Origin of the sequence: Microvirga terrae, from assembly GCF_013307435.2 — a bacterium.
Taxonomy (GTDB): Bacteria; Pseudomonadota; Alphaproteobacteria; order Rhizobiales; family Beijerinckiaceae; genus Microvirga; species Microvirga terrae.
The window spans coordinates 1,299,865-1,317,471 of sequence record NZ_CP102845.1 but is presented as its reverse complement, the minus strand read 5'-3'; the positions used below and the strand labels follow the sequence as shown (position 1 = coordinate 1,317,471).

Here is a 17,607-nt window from a genome sequence, read left to right as displayed (position 1 = left end):
CTCCACCCCTTCTCACATGTCCGAGCATTCCGCTGTCCTGCGTCGCTCATTCTTCACCCTGTCAGCCGGGCGTCGCGTTCGTCAGTTTCGCCAAGGCTTTGGCGGCCTGGGAGTGACCGGCTCGCGCGGCCTTCTCAAGCCATTCCCGAGCCATGGCTCGCTCCTTGTCGGACGATCCCTGCTGGTAACGAAACGCCAGCCGGTACATCGCGCCCGGATGACCTTTCTCGGCTGCTTGCCTGAGCCAACGGTCGGCTTCACGCACGTTCGGCTTCGCTGCGATGTCGTTCAGACGATAGAGTTCGAACATCGCATCCGGGGAACCAAGGCTTGCGGCTCTTTCGAGCCAGGTTTTTGCAAGCCCCGGATCAAGCTGTGTGCCGGTACCATTCGCCAAGGCACGCGACACCTCGATCATCGCGAGCGGAGATCCGCCTTCTGCGGCCCGCAGGTAGGAGGCGAACGCACCTTCGCTGTCGACCGCTGTGCTCAGGCCGGACAGTTTGAGGCTTCCGAGCTGAAGCCTCGCGTCGATCTGCCCAGCCTCGCCGGCCTGTGACAGCCATTGCTCGGCAGTACGGCTGTCACGCTCCACGCCGCCGCCGTAGAGGTACGCGAGCCCAAGACGGATCTGCCCGTCCGGGTCTCCCTGGCGCGCCGCCTGAGCGAAGAACTCCGCGGCCATCCTGCGGTCCTGAGCGACGCCTACGCCGCGCTCGTAGGCATCACCCAGAGCCAGCTGTACCTTGGTGTCGCCCGGCTCCTCGTTGTAGATCTCCCGGTAGAGCGCCATTGCCTGGGCGGGGTCGCGTGGGATGCCGTCGCCGTCGCGATAGGCTTTGGCGAGGATGAAGCGCGCTCCATCATGTCCAAGCTGTATGGCGCGCCGAAGCAGCGCCTCCGCCCGCGCCGGGTCCTGCCTGCCCCCCGTTCCCTGCAGGAGAGCCGTCGCCAGAAGGGTCATGGCCTCGGCACTGTTCTTTCGAACCAACGTCTCCAGAACGGACGCGCCGTGTTCGATCGACGCGGTGTCCGGGAGGCGGAGGTACAGCAAGGCAATCTTGCCATTCTGGTCATCATCGGCGGCCATGGCCTTTTCGGCGATGGCCAGCCACCGGCGGGCGGCATTCTGCTGCTCTCCCGTCGGCTGGCCTGAAAGCGATATCTCAGCCAGCTGCAGGGCAGCCTCGGCACTCCCGCCCTCGGCAGCCTTCCTGAGAGTCCCCTCAGCCAGCACGCGCTCGCCACGCGCAAGATAGAGTTTGGCCAGCGCAATCGGGGCACGGCTGTCGCCGGCCTTGATCGCCTTCTCGAGTCCCTCACGGGCCAAGTTGAAATGACCCGGCCCGCCGGCCTGAGAGTAGAGTGCGCTCAGCTCCACCATGGCGGTGCTGCTTCCGGCGGCTGCGGCGCGGCTGAACCAGGTCGCGGCCAGAGCCTGATCCTGCGGCACTCCCCTTCCATCGTTGAACATCTTGCCGAGCCGGATCATGGCAATCGCGCTGTCGGCCTCGGCGGCCTTGCGATACCATTCCAGAGCGCGTGGCGCTTCCATGCCGGAAAAGCGGCTCGCATAAAGATCGCCGAGACGGATATAGGCGACAGGAGAACCGCTCTCGGCTGCGCGGCGGTACCAGCGCATGGCTTCGGCCTGCGATTCAGGAACCCCATTGCCGCGAAGCAGCGCGTCTCCCATGCTCACCGCCGCCTTCACGTGACCACGCTCCGCCGCCGTCCGAAGCCGCTCGATCGCCGTCCTGCGCATGGTCTCCGTCGCAACATCCGGATGAGCAAGCGAAGTGCGGGCAAACTCGTATAGTGCCGCCGAATTGTCGCTGGCCGCCGCCCTGTCGAACAACTTGAGTGCCAACTCCACGTCACGGTCGATGAGAACGCCATCGCGAAGATGGCGGCCGAGCGCGACGAGCACCGTCACATCCTGATCGACGCGCCGAACGGCCTCAACCAGCAGATCCTTTGCGGCCTGCCGTCCATCAGGACCATTTTGGCTCCGAATTTCTGCCGCGAGAACCAAAGCTCGCGGGGCCTTCGTCTCGATGGCCCGATTGAGCCAGAGATCGGCCGTACTGGCCTCGACACCGAGAGCCGCACCGTTGTAGGGATCCTCGGCAAGGATCATGGCTGCTTCGACGGATCCGCGTTGAGCGGCCTTCTCGAAAGCAATCTTCGCCTGCTGCGGCTGGGACGAAGCAGATTTCGGATCGGCTCTCAAGCGCCCCAGGCGCAGGGCGGCTTCTGCATCCCCAAGGTCGGTGGCCCGCTGGTACCATTCGATGGCGGCATTGATCCTGTCCGATCCGTTGGCCGTATCACGGTAATGGTCGGCCAGTGTCCTGGCCGCCTCAGCCGATCCCCCTTGAGCTTCCTGGAACAGGATTCTCAAGCCTTGGGTCGCGAAGACGTTCGCCTTTGCCGGATCGCTCTCGAGACGCGCGAGCTCGAGGCCGGCGGGGCCGTGCTCGGATCGAAGAGCGATCTGATACAGATTTCTGGCGCCTTCCGGATCCTGCTTGCCGCCAATCCCTGCTTCCATCAGGCCGGCGAGGACGAAGGCCGCCTCATGGTTCTGCAACGCCGCAGCGCGGCGCAGCAGCTCGGCTGCCCGATCGACGGAAGCCGGGTCCCGGTCACGCGCCAGGATCAACTTGGCACGCCGCAGCGCCGCCGATGGCCAGTGCGCTCCCGGCAGGGCCAGGGCCTGCTCGTAGAGACGAGCCGCTTCGTCCGGTTGCGGAACCCTGAGCGGGTTCGTTTCGCTGACGGGAAGGCCGTCCTGCAGCACCTGAGCCCGCTCGACGAGAGCAGCCGGATCGTTGCGCTGCTTCAGTTGCTCGACCTTCGCCAGGATGCTGCGGAACCCGTCGCGCAGTTCAACCTCGGTTGAAGCTTGAGAGAATGCCGGGCCGGACGGAAGCGATGTCAGAATTGTGAGGGCACCGAGCAGGCCCAGGTGAGTTCGGTTCATCAACGCCCCCAAAAGCATGTGGCATTGCCGCCAGCGAGTTCATCGATGAGAGGCCGGTCCGACCGGAGGCTGCGCGCCAGCAGCGTCTTGAGCCGCTTCGTCGCAAGGCCGACCCGATCGCGGGCCGCAACCGGCTCGACCCAAGCCATGGGGTGGCGCCCGAAACCGCGCTTCGCCAGGAAGCTCATGTCCTGGCGGCGAAAGTCAGCCTCAGCGCCGGGACTTTCGTTCTCCGAGGCATAAGCCATCACGACTTCAGGTTCTGTAATTCCGTTGAGGAGATAGGAGAGGATCCGGTCGAAATTCGCCTCGCCCTCACGGAGTCCGTACAGATCCACGCCACGGGTGGCGGCGACTTCTGCCATGACGGTCAGGCTCGCCAGGGATTGGCGCATGTGCCACAGGGCGCGGGCTCCGCGTCGTGTCTCCAGTACGAGGCTCCCGTCGGGGCGGGCCTGTCCAAGGACGGCGCGATATCCGCGGGAACCTCTCTCATAGAGAGCATCGTCCGCCGTGATGGCTCCCCAGGCCATGAGGATGCTGTCGGCCAGAGCGCGCTGGCTGTCGCGAACCGTATCCGTGCCGAAGGTCCGGTCGACCCTGCGAACGAGAGAATCGATCCATCCGGAAACGATCTGCCGCTGGCTGTCATCCAGGCTGCGATGCAGAACGGAATAAGCCACGATCGTCGGCAGAAGCACGCGCTTCAGTCCATAAAGGGCCTCGCTCTCGGCACCCGTGCCCTCGAACGCTCTGGCCTTCGCCCAGGCGAGCAGGAGATCCCGCAGGGATGCCTCGGATGCTGCATCGCCGGCGAGAGCTCGCCCAGTCAGGGCCATGACGGCCCAGGAATGGGTGTTGACGCCTCCATCGGTGTTGGGGCCATCGGCGGCCTTGACTCCGTCAACGGGTTTGAGGCTGGCCCAGGATGGATCGCGAGCAATCGCAAGGCAGGCCGCGCGCGCGGCCGCAAGAGACGGTTGCGAAAGGGCCGCGCGGCGGGCTTCCACATCGAACAAGCCCTGCGCCCTCACCTGGGCATGGCACGTCGCCGTCATGAGAAGGCTCAAGACAGAGAAGGCGAGAATTCGGTTCATGCTGCTCCTAGGTCCCTTGAGAAGAGCTGGAGAAGGCTCGATGTTGAACGCTTCCATTGATGTCGGTGCAGTCCGATCCGGCCTGGGAGTTGAAGATCTGCCGATCAGCGTCTCCTTCCAAGTAGCCCAAATCCCTGAGCCGACAGGACGAAACGGGCTTCGCAGGCCGGCATGTGCTTGCAATGAGCACATCGGATTGGAAGGCGAGACGAAGGACGGGGCCCTCCAGGCCGCGGATGTCGCCGCCCAGCAAGCGCCGGGACTGCTTGACGAAACGGTTCGAGAACATCGTCAAGCCCGATACGCCCTGCGTGTTGATGCCGACTCCGTTCGACGAGAAGCTGTTGTTCCTGAGGGACAGGCTGGTCACGGGAGCGTAGCGGCCGGATCCCTCTCCCTGCCCGTCTCCTCTCTTCGAGGAGGGGAGGCTCGCGATATAGGCGCTCACGCCGGAATTGGCATTGGCCTCGATTCTGTTTCCGTAGGCTCCCACGTCGAAACTGTTGCGAACCTTCAATCCGTCACGCCTGTTCCCGGCAAGATGATTGTTCGTCAACACGTTGCAAGAGCTCTCGAAGACGGTCACGCCATCCTGCATGTTCTGGAACGAGCTGTTGGCGTTGAGGACGTTGTCCGTGCTGTTGCGATCCAGCACGATCCCGGATCCGGCATTGTCGAATAACAGATTGCCGACGATCAGATTGTCCTCGGCGTCGCGAGACACGGCAATCCCGTGCCTGACCATGGTTCCGTAGACGGTGTTGAAGGCGATGATGTTGCCTTTGGACCCGTCGTGCGCGTCCACCGCATAGACGATGCTGTCCCGAAATTCATTACCGACGACCTGGAGGCGCTCGGCCTCATAGGAGTGGAACCCGATATAGAGATTTCGGAAAACGTTATCGACGATGGTTCCCGTAGGGCGAGCCTGATCCCGCACATTGGCGACTTGATCCGGACCTGACGAGTACGTGAGCCCGAACGATTTTACATTGTCATAGCCGAGGGCTGCCAGGACGGATGATGCCACATTCATGCGGCCATCACCCCATGTCAGCAGGAACGGACGGAACAGGCCTGACTTCTCGCTGTCGGACCACGATGGCTGCCCAGTCTTTTCATCATAGCCCACAACATCTGCATCGACGATGTCGACTTGGCCGGCGTTGGCGATGAACGCCCCGGCCGTGGCGCTCAATCGGTAGACTGGAGCATCGAGGTGCGAGAGGATCAACGTTGCGCCGGGAGCGACGAAGACCGGAGCTCGTACGACGATGGCATCACCATCCTGGACGATCAGGTCGCGGGCGTCCGTTCCCTGCAGCTGGCGGGCTACCATTCCCAAGGTCGCCGTTCCGCTCTGGACGACGACGATCCGTGGCGAAGGCAAACCCTGGTACCGGACGGCCTGCTCGAGGCGCGTAACCCCACTCTCGTCGTCATCGAGGAACTTCGCGATATAGGGATTGTGACGGGCAAACGTGCTCCCGACGACCGCACCGCCGGGCCAAGGCGTGTTCGACCTCACGGCAGCCGACGTTTCAAATTGGCTGGGAATCAGAACGGGAGCGCTTGCCGTTTGAGGCGCGTCCAGTCGGATCAGGGCAAGGCCCCGGCGGGTCTGGAGTTCCTGAGATTCTTCGTCGAGGGCAGGTGCAGACGCTCCGGCGCCATCGCCATTTTCACCAGGTTCATCGCTTAACGGTTTCATGAGATGATCGGCACGGATCTCAGCCAGACGCCTGAAGGTCTTGGCGCGAGAGCGATCGTCTTCAAGGGAGCGGACTAAATCAGCGGCACTGACACCAGTGTCGGGCAGTGTGGCGAGTTCGAGGGCAATAGCCGCTCGGTCGTCGTGATTGGCAATTCGGCGCAGGCTGGCTGCGAGCGCCGCATCGGGAACCAGAGTCCTTCTTTTCTGCTCGATGAGACCTCTGATCTCCGACAGGATCATAAGCTCGTCTGTGCGCCGGTCGTTCTTGCCGGGCCCGGCCTGATGCGTCATGTCACCAGGTTCCGTCGCCCTTCCTAAACTGGGATTGACGGCTGAAGCTCCTGTTGAGATCCGCTCAGCCATTCTGTCATAACCGGCCTTCTTCAGCGCAGCCGCGACAATGATCTGAAGCGCCGCCTTCCCATGGCCGTCCTCCAGGCTGTTGACCAGCTCTGCGGCCCTAAGCGGCGTTCCACGGTCCATGTCATTCTTCACGATGACCGCAAGTGCCGCCTCCTGCCTCGAGCTGTCGAAGAAGCCCTGTGCCGCCGCCAGGGAGACGTCCCTGTCGCGACGCTCGACAGCGGCCTCGAGTGACGCAGACAGAGCATCATCGCGCTCCCGGCCATCCTGCATTGCAAGTGCCAAAGACAGCCCTGCCGACAGATCTCCCATTGCTGTACGCTTCTTGGCCTCGACCTTCAGCTTCGCGTCAGGCGCCTTTTCCAGTGGGGTGCCCTTGAGCTGGTCTCGTGCCATCACCTGGCGGGCATAGGCCCGGCTGCTGGAGGCCGGCATCAAACCGATCGTGCGGTTTGCCAGGGCAATCCCAGGAGCGCCGATCCCAGAGGCGATCCGCGACACGGCATTCAGGATCCCGGCACGCTGGCCGGCCTCGGAGACCAAGTCGATCGTAGCCAATGCTAAGGATACGTATCTGACGGCCCGATCCTGGAATCCCACCCTGGCATAGGCATTGGCAATCGCGACGAAAGCTGCGGCCCGGTAAGCCGGCGACCGCTGCTCGCCTGCAAGCTGGTGGAGGGCGACACCGGCCTCGACCCGATCAGGGCCGGACTGGATTCCAACAAGATCGCCGATGGAGGCCTGGAGCAGCATCGCGCTGACCATGTCGTGGTTGAGCCCCTCGTCCGCCAGACGGGTGAGTTGCTCGCGCGCCCCTTCTCGGAACTCGCCCGAGCCGGAGGTGCCTTGACCGGCGAACTTCTCCAGGAGCTTGAGCCTCGCCCTCACGACCTGATAGAACGCCGCCTTCTGCTTTGCGCTGACACCGCCCTGTTCGGCGGCAACGAAGGCCTGACGCGCCTCGTCCGCGAGACGCGTGACCTCGCTGCCGTCCTGCGCCATGGCGCTGGAAACCAGCGCCATGGACAGGAGGAGGGATGCCATCCTCAGGCGGCGGCGACCTTCAGATCGTGACGATGCGGTCATACTGATCCTCCAGACGCACGATGTCGTCTTCCCCGAGATAGGTTCCGCACTGCACCTCGATCAGATGCAACTCCTCATCGCCGATGTTCTCGAGCCTGTGGACGTCGCCTTTTGGAATGTAGACGGATTCGTTTGCCGTCATGACAAACACCTTCTCGCCGACGGTTACCCTTGCGGTTCCCGAAACGACCGTCCAATGCTCGGAGCGGTGATGGTGGTACTGCAACGACAGACGACCTGCCACGTCCACGACGATGTGCTTCACCTGGAAGGTCTCACCGACACGCAAGGACTCGTACGATCCCCAAGGACGGCGTACCTTCCGGTGCAGGGCCGCCTCCGAACGCTTCGATGCCGCCAGCTCGGCCGCCAGACGTCCGACGTTCTGGGCCTGATCCAATGAACTGACGAGAACGGCGTCCGCGGTATCGATGACGACGACGTTCTCGACTCCCATGACTGCGACAAGACGGGAATTCCCGTGAACGTAGCTGTCACGCACGTCCTGAAGGAGTGTGTCGCCGCGCGACACATTCCCGTTCCCGTCCTTTGACCCGATATCCCAGAGCGCGGACCAGGAGCCGAGATCCCTCCACTCGGGCGAGACCGGGATGCAGACGAGGCGATCGCTGCGTTCCATCACAGCGTAGTCGATCGAGATGACCGGGGCCGTGTCGAACTCGGCCGCGAGACGAATGGTGTCGTTGCCACGTTGAGCCAGGGCGAGAGCGTGCCGGGCGCAGGCCAGAACGTCCGGCGCATGCCGCTCCAGTTCATCGAGGATCGTCCGGGCCGTGAACATGAAGATTCCACTGTTCCAGAGGTGGCGCTCTCCGGCAACCAGTGTCTCGGCGACAGCCCGCGCCGGCTTCTCGACGAAACCTCTCACCTTGAAGCTTGCGTCGTCGAAAGCCTCGCCGATCTCGATATAGCCGAACCCGGTCTCCGGCTGGGTCGGGCGAATGCCGAAAAGCACGATCTGCCCCTGCTGCGCAGCCTTTGCGGCCTGAGCGACGGCCTCCGAGAAGATCTCCGCTTGTTCCATGACGTGATCGCTCGGGGCGACGAGCATCAGGCGATCCGGATCTTCCTCGGCGATCAGAGACGCTGCAGCCGCAATCGCAGGTCCTGTGCTGCGCACGCACGGCTCCACCAGCAACCTTGCGGCTCCGGCATGCAGCTGGCCGATTTCACGCAGGGCGAGATCTCGATGGTTGGTGTTCACCACGATGACGGGCTCTGCATACTGTTCCGTACGGAACCGTCGAACCGTCTGCTGGAACAGGCTCGACTGACCCGCGAGGGCATGGAACTGCTTCGGCTCGCTGGAGCGGGATACCGGCCACAGCCGGGTTCCGGACCCACCGCACATCAGAACGGGAATGATGCTGTTCATTTCAAATCTCCAAACTGTTTAAAGATTGCGCTTCGAAGCGTGGCCCTGATTTGATCGTTGTTATTGTTTCAGCCCCGCGAGGCGTCTCCCGCTGTCGACGTCAGGCTCTTTGGCCTTTTTGGGTGCCGCCGCCACCTCGTTGCCTTGCCCGAAGGCAGCCGCGATCCTCTCGCCTGCCCAGTTCATGGCTGCCCGCAGCTTGCCGGTCGCGGCGCCGACCGAGGATCCTGAGAACGTGTTGAAGACCACGGATACGGGCTGCCCGATGGTGGACATGTCGAGATCGCGTCCCGGTGCGAGCTTGACGAGGAACGGACCGGACGATGCGGCCTCGCCGACGAGGGTCGGCAGGCGCTCAATGCGATTCTCCCGCACACGGGTTCCATCGGAATACTCGATGACGGCACTGGCGCCACGATAGAACCGCAGAAGCTGATCGTGAGAGATGCTTGCCGTGACATAAGGAGTGCTCGTCTTCTCGCGGAGAGCCAGGATGGGCGCACCTTCGCGGACGAAATTGGCGGCTCGGCTGTAACGAGCCTGGACGACGCAGTTGCAGGGACTGTCGATGACGATGCTGTTGCCCTGCGGGCCCTGGATCGTCAGCAGCGGCTCCCCTGCCTTCACTTCGCTGCCGGTTGCGACGAACGTGACCTGACCGTTCGAAGGAGCCGGAACCGTCACGAGGTCCGTAGTGATCAGGGCCGACTGGGCGGGTATGATGTACATCCGCTCGAAGAGGCCCATGCCGATGAACCCGAGAAGAAACAGGGTTAAGGCGCCGATCCCGACATAGCCCGCTACGGTGCGGCCATGATGGGAAAGATGAGCCCTCAATCCCTGCGGCGCGGCGCGCTGGGGAACCTCACGGGTCTTGCCCTCGTTCCGGCGTGATGACACATCCAGAATGTCACCGGCATCCACCACCTCGCCGGACAGGTAGGCGTCGAGGATGAAGCGCAGAAGGTTGTGCTGACGCGGAGAGACATCGACAAAGCGCAGGCCGATCCTGCTGTGCTCATCGGTGATGTAGCGGACCTCCGCATTGATGGGCAGCGACAGTTCGTAGCCGCTGAACGGGAAGACCAGGGTAAGGTCGAGAACACGGCCCGGCTTCGCGTCGATCGCGCCTGTCCTCAGGCCGATGCCTCCGACCGAGACATCGACCACGGAGACCTGAGATCCGTTATAGATGCACCGCACCGGGATCCGGTATCGGGGATGTTGCCTTTGAACCTCGGCTTCGTGCGTGATCTTCGTCATGAACCTCAAGCTCCAAATCGGTATCGTTCATTCTAAGGGAGAAACAGCATCGGCTTCGGTGTCGGAAGCACGTCCATGCTCCAGGCGAGGACCGTCACGAATGTGGCCAGCGCGAGGCTATGCATGTATGCGGACATGAAGCTGCTCGCGATGAGGGGCCGCTTCGTCGCCTTTGTCGAGGCGGTTTTCTGGCGTGTCCATTTCTGCCGGTCGAGACGGAAGGTCACATGGACTTTGATCAGGGACCCGAAGATCTGGTTGAAGTAGAGAAGGAAAGGATAGAAGACGGAGACCCTCGGCCTGGACGCCAAGAGGGACAGGGTCAGGACGTAGCGCGACGTCAGAATCCAGAGGGCATAAAGCAGGAGCGCATAGCCGCTGACGAAGATCCCTGCCAGCAGAGCGATCACGAAGCCCACGAGCGACGTCCACATCGACATCCGCTGATCGAGAATCGCCCACCAGGTGAACAGCCCGATCCTGCGTGGACCAAGCGCGAGAGCCCGCGAGTTCGTGCGCAGCATATTGCCGAACCATCGCACCATGAGCATGGCCGCGGCGGAGATGAAGCTGTCCGAGGGCGGGTCCTCGACGGTCAGCACGACGATGTCGGGCACGTAGAGCATCTTGTAGCCGTTCCGAAGCAGCCAGAACCAGCTCGACTTGTCGTCCCCTGTCAGGAACTTGAACCGGCCAAGGCGCCAATGGTCGATGTAGTCGAGTTCGACCTGGCGAACGAACTCGGGGTTGCAGATGATGCTCGCACGGAACATCGCCATCCGACCGGTCAATGTCAGGACGCGCTGCGACAGTCCGACGGACGACATCAGGGTGTGGCGCTGGGCAAAGCGGAGTGAATACCATTCCTGGAAGATTCGGCGGCCGCGGACTTCGCTCAGCTCATCGGTCGTCAATGCCCCGACTTGCGGATCGAGCTGGAAGAACCCAGCACATTTCCGCACGAGGTCAGGCGGGACGATGCTGTCTCCATCGATGACGGCGACAACGTCGTCGTCGGCAGGAGTGCGGCGTGCGATCGCTCGAAAGCCATAGGCGAGAGCGTCCCGCTTGCCTGTCCCGGCAATGCGCACCATGACCAGATCGACGTTGCTCGCGTCTCCGCAGACGGCTCGGAACAGGCTCTTGACGAGTCTCTGATCGCCGGCCTCCACGACGGAGGCGACGACCGTTGCTCTTCCAGGGGCTGCCAACGCCGCCTCGAAAACGGCGCGATAGACCCGTGCGGTGACTGCACTGTCGATGCGAAAGGTCGTCACAAGCAGAAAAGCGTTGGGTGGTGCTTGCTCCACCGCCGCATTGGCAGCCTTCCGCATGCGTGGGAATGCCTGTTTGCGGAAGACCAGAGCGCGGATGAAATGCAGGAAGCCCCATCCGTAGCGCCACAGGGCGAGAAACCCTATGGTTCCAACGGCTCCGGCGCTCACGGCGCCGTAAGCCTGAGGCGGGATCGCAGCAGCAAACGCTGCTACGGCCACCACATAGAGCACGTGTGCCCCTACCGACTCCGAAAGCCGGTTGCTGCTGGTTTTACCAGCAGATTCCTTGATAAAGGTCACCGGAACACCTTGTCTGATCGATGCGCACGAGATCGATGAGCGGCCTGTCGTCGTTCAGGGTCGCCATCAGCCGCTTTGCCTCATCGCGATTGCCGAGAACGAAAGCCTCCGCGTGATCAATGACTTCGTTGATATCGTCGGTCAGGAGCGAGGTCAGGTGGGGCAGATGCGCCTTGACGAACTGGAGGTTGGCTCCGGTCAGCTTCGCGACCTGAATGTTCGGGTCGTAGATGCGGATATCATAGCCACGCCCATAGAGGCGCTCCGCGAGTTCGACCAGGGGGCTTTCACGCAGATCGTCGGTCTCGGGCTTGAAGCTCAGACCAATGATGCCGATACGACGTTTGCCGGTGGCGGCGACCATCGAGTATGCACGACGCAACTGCTCTTCGTTCGCCTCCATCGTGGCATCGAGAATGGGCGTCGGGACGTCGAGCTTACGTGCCGCGAAGCGCAGAGCCCGAAGATCCTTCGGGAGGCAGGAGCCTCCGAACGCGAAGCCCGGCTTTAGGTACGCTTTGGAGATGTTCAATCGCGTATCGGCACACAGAACCTCCATCACGGCATGACCATCGATTCCGGCCTCCTTGCAGATGTTGCCGATCTCGTTCGCGAAGCTGATCTTCAGCGCATGCCATGCATTATTCGTATATTTGACGGCCTCGGCCGTGCGAATGGACACGATCTTCGGATCAACTTTGAAAATCTTGTGCAGATCGATCAGCCGATCGATCGTCAGCTGATCGTGACGGCCGAAGATGATGGCCCCCGGATCATAGTAATCGGCGATCGCTGTGCTTTCCCGCAGGAACTCGGGGTAGTATGCGACGCCGAAGCCGACGCCTGCCTGACGGCCCGATGCGCGTTCAAGAGCAGGGAGAACGATGCCCTCCATCGTGCCTGGCAGGATCGTCGACCGCATGACCACGGAATGGAAGGAATTTTTCTCGCGTATGGCTGCACCGATCTGCTCGGCTGCGGCGTTCACATAAGCCGTGTCGAGCGATCCGTTCGAACGAGAGGGAGTTCCTACGCACACGAAGGACAAGTCAGTCCCGTGAACGGCCTCGCGAACATCGCTCGTCGCCATCAGGCGCTTGCTGCTGATGCCGCCTTTGATCATCTCGCTCAGTCCCGGCTCGACGATCGGGCTGATACCCTCGTTGAGAGGTCCGACTTTTTGGGGATTTGGATCGACTGCAATGACGTTGTGGCCATCGTTGGCCAAACAGGCCGCGGAGACGGCACCGACATAGCCAATCCCAAAAACGCTGATTTGCATTGGGCTGTTCCTGCTGAATCACAGTGGAAGGGGCGCAGACTTTGGAAAGCGCCGGATACAGCCCAATAAATACTACCGCTTGGTTTTATTTCGCCCCACTATTTCGGCTTGCGAGATACCCCCTCGGAACTAAGAAAGGCATTACCACTTTCAACATGAGGCTTTAACTCATAAGTGCTGCCTATACCCCTTGCTCAGCGAGGCCGGTAGTCTGAGTTATTCTTTCTTCGCATCCGGTTCAAAACTCAATCCGGCGTTTGCTATATTCAGCAAGATGTCATCGTACATTCGTATGTATTTCAGAATATGGCCTTAGCTGCCTAGAATACTCACCGCTCCAATTCTAGGAAGACAGTCATCGATTGATCTCAGCGCGTGCTTTCCAGGCATTGGCTTCAATCCGATAAGTCAGGTGTATTGACCTTCCAGAGTCTTGCAGGACGCGCGAGCGTTTGGAGTCCGCGCACTTTGACATGGGATTACCTCTCTACCCCCTTTGAACAAGCGACGACGATGTCTCCAATGAGCGGCATGGTCAGAGTAACGGCCAAAGAGCTTACATCCGAAGCGCCATCAGAAGGGATACACGGGTCGGCATGACATCCTTACAGTCAAGCTGACGTCCAATTGCCACGATTGGCGTCGAGAAATCTCCTCAAACAAGGGGACCTTCATGATTTCTCGTCTTGTTCTCGCATGTACGGCGCTCGCCTGCACGTTGCCTGCCGCAGCATCTGAAAGAGACCAGATCGACACACTCGTCGCACAACACGCCCGGGCCCACGGAATTCCCGAAACATTGGTACATCGAATCATCCGGCGTGAAAGCGGCTACAATCCACGCGCGTCCAGTGCCGGCAATTTGGGCCTCATGCAGATCCGCTATGCCACCGCGCGAGGAATGGGTTATAGAGGAACAGTCTCGGGCCTGCTCGACGCGAACACCAATCTTACATATGCCGTTCCGTATCTTGCGAACGCCTATCGAGTGGCAGGCGGCAACCCGGACCGTGCCGTCGCGCTTTATGCTGGCGGCTATTACTACGAGGCCAAGCGCAAGGGATTGCTGCATACCCTTCGAACCGGCGCCAGCGAACCCGTGACGACAGGTTCGATCACCGCCTCGGCAGGCTTCGCATCCTCCAATTCCCGTTAGGCGCTCTTCGTCACGGCACTTGGGCCGAACATTTGCAAGTCTCCAGCATTCAGGTTCCGACCCCTGCGCGGTGGAAACGCCGCATGGTGCAGGATCATGGTCTGGCCACCTTGGAAGTTCGGGTTGGAGCGACAGCGTTTCAGCACATCTCAGGGTTTCGGCAGGCCACAAGAGATTTCCGGCGCTCTCTTCCGTCACGGGCTTCTGAACCTCCCCCCCCTGCGGTGGAGCCGTGTGGCCGCTTGCGCGTTCTGAATGCGATGGATGTATGATCCATCGCTGCTCATCGATGATACTGTCCGTGATTGTCGAGAGCAAACCACGCCATACGCGAGTTGATCCACGATGCCGGATTTATCGAAAACCGTGTTCCTCGATTTTGAGGCCTCATCTCTCGACAAGCAGGGTTATCCTATTGAGGTGGCCTGGGTCTTCGCAAATGGCGAGGAGGAGAGCCACCTCATCAAGCCTGCTGAAGCGTGGACCGACTGGGATGTCAAAGCAGGAAGGGTTCATGGCATTTCAAGGGAGCAACTGAACGCGGAAGGAGAACCGCTCGACGAGGTTGCTCAGAGGATGGTGTCAGTTTTGACGGGCCGTGCACTCTATGCAACAGCGCCATCATGGGATGGGAAGTGGCTCAGCAAGCTCCTGCGCACAGCCGGACTGCCACGCCACGCCTTGCGTCTTGAAGATACCGAGATGGCTCATCGACGGATTATGCGTGAGGTGCTGCGGGATGCTCGGATTCCGGCGGATCTCCATCGAAGCATTATGCAAGATATTCTTGCCCAAGCTCAGCGCCGCGATGATGAACTCGGTCCTGCAGCCCACCGTGCCCTTGCGGACGCGCGGCGCGAGCAACGTCTCTGGCTCGACATACGCCGCCGTGTGGAAGAAGCCGCCGCGCGATCCCAACAGGGCGGCATCGACACACCCCAAACAGTCGGACAGGCCCGGTAGTCAAGCATGAACGGTGCTGCGTCGTATCGGCGTCCTTCGGCTTCTGCCCAGAGCTGACCAATCAATATCCGTCCGGCAATCCGGATGCGATATCCTGATCGGGCCGTGTCAGGATATCGATGCGACGGCCGTCCGGAAGTTGAATGGTCCGCAGCCTCATGACCTGGAGACCTGCATCCAGTCCCTCCCGAACAGACCCGTAGCGTGTGACCCGCGCCCGACGCTCTATGGCGCTGCGAGGTTCAGCCTGCGATATTTGGGTTCCGGTCGCACGTCGGCGCGCGACCTGGGCATCCCGCCTCTGGCTGCGGGTTGATGCATTGGCCTGCTGCGAGCGAGGGCGTGTCTTGCGCTCGACAGTGGTTTTTGGCTTGGTCTGCGTGTCAGCGACTGTGTTCCGCGGCGAAGTTTCAGCAGACGGCTGAGCTTCGGTGTCGACCTTCGCTTCGGCGGGGCGTGGACTAGGAGGGGCCGCAGAAGGCGCGGCAGCTTGGGCCGGCGGCGACGCCGGAAGGGAGGATGGTGCCGAGATCGGTGCCTTGGTCTCGGCCTCGGATGGCGGATCGACCCATGGGCGCCCAGCTTGGGCCAGGGCCGCTGACGAGGCCCCCAGAAGCCCCGCAAGCGAGGCAGTCACCAGCCAACGTCCTGTCAATCCTGCCATGACACGCCTCCAGATCATTCCATGGGGAACGCTTCTGCTACCGTGGCCGGTTCCATGGCGCTGACACCTTAGGGCCGACCCGGGAACTCGATCACTGAAGCCTGGCCTCTCTCAACGAACCCACAGGAACGGGACCTGCATGTCCATTCAGGTACGATGTGGAGGCGGGCTCTCGCACTTCAACGGTATTGGCAGCGCGATCAGGTGATCGTGAAGCCGACCCCGATCCTGATCCCTGCACAAGCTCGGCAGTCACCGTGAGATGTGATGCTGTAAGGAGCCCCCATCCGCTACATAGTTACAGTTGCGGCTGATCCGGCAGCCCGAGCGGTCTCTAAGCGGTAACGTCCCGAACCGCTCGGCATTTCAATCCATCTATCTGGTGTTACCTTGCATCTCTTTGCTTTGCGAAGCTTCGCGAGGAAATTGTCCTCGTCGACAGTCGCGACCATCTGCCAATTGTAACAATCTATTAGGACCATTTATTGAATATATTCTAATCTGGTTTGTGCAGTGTCGAATGAAACGTCTGTTCTCAGAAGTCTATCTACACCTGATTGCAGGCGTGATCGCCCTGGGCATTCTCGGGATCTCGGCCCATACGCTGTGGGTGGATCGCCAGAACACGTGGCATGAGGCCGAAAGGGCCTCCCGGAACGTCCTGACCACGATTGCCCACGATCTCGACGGCAATCTCGAGTTGCTCGATTTGTCTCTCAAAGGAGCGATGGAGGGGTTGCGATATCTTGGCTCCCAGCAGCTTCCTGCGGATCTCCAATACCGGATGCTCTTCGACCGCGCTGCCTCCGCGTCTTTCATGGGAGCGCTGCTGCTCGTGGATCAGGCCGGCAAACTCATCGCCGATGCCGGTCCGGTCATTGCCCCGCGGTCGCTCGACGTCGCGGATCGCGAGTACTTCATCGTCCACAAAGAGAACAATCACATCGGCCTGTTCGTGAGCCGACCTTTCGCGAGCAGAACGAGCCATGGCGATCTCAGCATCGGGATCAGCCGCAGGTTATCGGATCCGACGGGCCATTTCGCCGGCGTCATCATGGGATCGATCCCGCTGGCGACCATCAATCAGATGTTCGATAATTTGAGCCTTGGCCGGCAGGGGGCGATCAATCTCTTCCGGAACGACGGCGTCCTGCTGACCCGCTATCCTTATGATGCCGGTCAGATCAATCAGGATCTGGGCAACTCACCGCATGTCCAGCGTCTTCTGCAGGCAAAATCCGGCACGTTCGACTCGATCTCACCCATCGATGGCATCCGGCGCATCATCACCTTCGAGCGGCTCACAAAATATCCGCTGGTTCTCACCGTAGCCCTCTCGGTCGACGAGATCTTCTCGGCTTGGCAGCGAAAAGCTCTCATTCTCAGCTTGGCGACGCTCGCTCTCTGCTGTGCGGTCGTCGGACTGACGATCCTGTTCCAGCGCGAGTTGAAGCGCCGTACGAGGGCGGAAACCAAGCTCAGGAGGATTGCGAGGACCGATGACCTGACGGGCTTGCCGAACCGTCGCGCGTTCCGTGAGACGTTCGAACGGGAATGGCGTCAGGCTGTCCGTGCAGGCTCGCCTGTGTCGCTGCTCTTCGTCGACGCCGACTATTTCAAGAACTTCAACGATCGCTATGGCCATGGGAGAGGAGACGAGGTGCTCTGTGCAGTCGCCGGCACGCTTGAGACCAGCATCCGCCGCCCTCGCGATGTCGCGGCCCGTTATGGCGGCGAGGAGTTTGCCATCATCCTGCCCGAGACGGATCCGGCAGGCGCCGGGCTGATCGCCGAGAACATTCTTCAAAGCATCGTCGCCTTGAACATCGCCCACGAGGGCAGCCCCTATCAGGTGGTGACGGCGAGCATCGGAATTGCCTCGGCACGACCATCCCGCGGAAGCGAACGAGCCGTTCTCCTGGAGGCTGCGGACCAGGCGCTCTACGAAGCCAAGGCCGCCGGCCGCAACTGCCTTCGGGTCGCCGAAGATACAACTCAATCGCAGCACAAAGCCCGGCCCCATGCTGCAGCCTGATCCGCGCCAACCTTCACGGAAT

10 protein-coding genes are annotated in these 17,607 nt (G+C 61.4%); 3 read left to right on the top strand and 7 right to left on the bottom strand.

Annotation, left to right across the window (positions count from 1 at the left end):
* Window positions 1-61: 61 nt before the first annotated feature.
* From HPT29_RS06180 to HPT29_RS06150, 7 genes are read right to left on the bottom strand one after another with little or no spacing between them, the layout of a single operon-like run.
* The gene (locus HPT29_RS06180) at window positions 62-2,986 is read right to left on the bottom strand and encodes an SEL1-like repeat protein (RefSeq protein ID WP_173946959.1); all 2,925 of its coding nucleotides are present in this window, start codon (window positions 2,984-2,986) and stop codon (window positions 62-64) included.
* On the bottom strand, window positions 2,986-4,083 hold the full coding sequence (locus tag HPT29_RS06175; protein ID WP_173946958.1) for an alginate lyase family protein: 1,098 nt from the start codon (window positions 4,081-4,083) through the stop codon (window positions 2,986-2,988). Before HPT29_RS06175 ends, HPT29_RS06180 begins: the two co-directional genes overlap by 1 nt.
* A 7-nt stretch (window positions 4,084-4,090) precedes the next feature.
* On the bottom strand, window positions 4,091-7,249 hold the full coding sequence (locus HPT29_RS06170) for a right-handed parallel beta-helix repeat-containing protein (RefSeq protein ID WP_173946957.1): 3,159 nt from the start codon (window positions 7,247-7,249) through the stop codon (window positions 4,091-4,093).
* Window positions 7,227-8,645, bottom strand: a complete 1,419-nt coding sequence (locus tag HPT29_RS06165; protein WP_173946956.1) for a mannose-1-phosphate guanylyltransferase/mannose-6-phosphate isomerase — start codon at window positions 8,643-8,645, stop codon at window positions 7,227-7,229. The genes HPT29_RS06170 and HPT29_RS06165 overlap by 23 nt, the downstream gene beginning before the upstream one ends.
* A 60-nt stretch (window positions 8,646-8,705) precedes the next feature.
* The gene (locus tag HPT29_RS06160) at window positions 8,706-9,908 is read right to left on the bottom strand and encodes a PilZ domain-containing protein (RefSeq protein WP_173946955.1); all 1,203 of its coding nucleotides are present in this window, start codon (window positions 9,906-9,908) and stop codon (window positions 8,706-8,708) included.
* A gap of 32 nt (window positions 9,909-9,940) precedes the next feature.
* Window positions 9,941-11,416: a glycosyltransferase family 2 protein gene (locus tag HPT29_RS06155; protein WP_259060498.1), complete on the bottom strand. Its 1,476-nt coding sequence runs from the start codon at window positions 11,414-11,416 to the stop codon at window positions 9,941-9,943.
* 40 nt (window positions 11,417-11,456) lie between these two features.
* Window positions 11,457-12,767, bottom strand: coding sequence for a nucleotide sugar dehydrogenase (locus HPT29_RS06150; protein ID WP_173946954.1), 1,311 nt, complete (start codon window positions 12,765-12,767; stop codon window positions 11,457-11,459).
* A gap of 673 nt (window positions 12,768-13,440) precedes the next feature.
* Between HPT29_RS06150 and HPT29_RS06145 the strand changes: the two genes are divergently transcribed.
* The 3 genes from HPT29_RS06145 to HPT29_RS06135 all read left to right on the top strand — a co-directional run bounded on the left by HPT29_RS06145 (window position 13,441) and on the right by HPT29_RS06135 (window position 17,585).
* A complete protein-coding gene (locus HPT29_RS06145; protein WP_173946953.1) occupies window positions 13,441-13,923 on the top strand; it encodes a lytic transglycosylase domain-containing protein in 483 nt (160 codons plus the stop codon).
* A 345-nt stretch (window positions 13,924-14,268) separates the two neighbouring features.
* Window positions 14,269-14,886: a 3'-5' exonuclease gene (locus HPT29_RS06140; protein ID WP_173946952.1), complete on the top strand. Its 618-nt coding sequence runs from the start codon at window positions 14,269-14,271 to the stop codon at window positions 14,884-14,886.
* A gap of 968 nt (window positions 14,887-15,854) precedes the next feature.
* Window positions 15,855-17,585, top strand: coding sequence for a sensor domain-containing diguanylate cyclase (locus tag HPT29_RS06135; RefSeq protein WP_173946951.1), 1,731 nt, complete (start codon window positions 15,855-15,857; stop codon window positions 17,583-17,585).
* Window positions 17,586-17,607: the final 22 nt, after the last annotated feature.

What these genes read in the sequence shown, in the direction of transcription:
- HPT29_RS06180 (WP_173946959.1), bottom strand. Translation starts at nt 2,986, where the DNA reads ATGAACCGAACTCACCTGGGCCTGCTCGGTGCCCTCACAATTCTGACA.
- HPT29_RS06160 (WP_173946955.1), bottom strand. Translation starts at nt 9,908, where the DNA reads ATGACGAAGATCACGCACGAAGCCGAGGTTCAAAGGCAACATCCCCGA.
- HPT29_RS06175 (WP_173946958.1), bottom strand. Translation starts at nt 4,083, where the DNA reads ATGAACCGAATTCTCGCCTTCTCTGTCTTGAGCCTTCTCATGACGGCG.
- HPT29_RS06145 (WP_173946953.1), top strand. Translation starts at nt 13,441, where the DNA reads ATGATTTCTCGTCTTGTTCTCGCATGTACGGCGCTCGCCTGCACGTTG.
- HPT29_RS06140 (WP_173946952.1), top strand. Translation starts at nt 14,269, where the DNA reads ATGCCGGATTTATCGAAAACCGTGTTCCTCGATTTTGAGGCCTCATCT.
- HPT29_RS06150 (WP_173946954.1), bottom strand. Translation starts at nt 12,767, where the DNA reads ATGCAAATCAGCGTTTTTGGGATTGGCTATGTCGGTGCCGTCTCCGCG.
- HPT29_RS06170 (WP_173946957.1), bottom strand. Translation starts at nt 7,249, where the DNA reads ATGACCGCATCGTCACGATCTGAAGGTCGCCGCCGCCTGAGGATGGCA.
- HPT29_RS06165 (WP_173946956.1), bottom strand. Translation starts at nt 8,645, where the DNA reads ATGAACAGCATCATTCCCGTTCTGATGTGCGGTGGGTCCGGAACCCGG.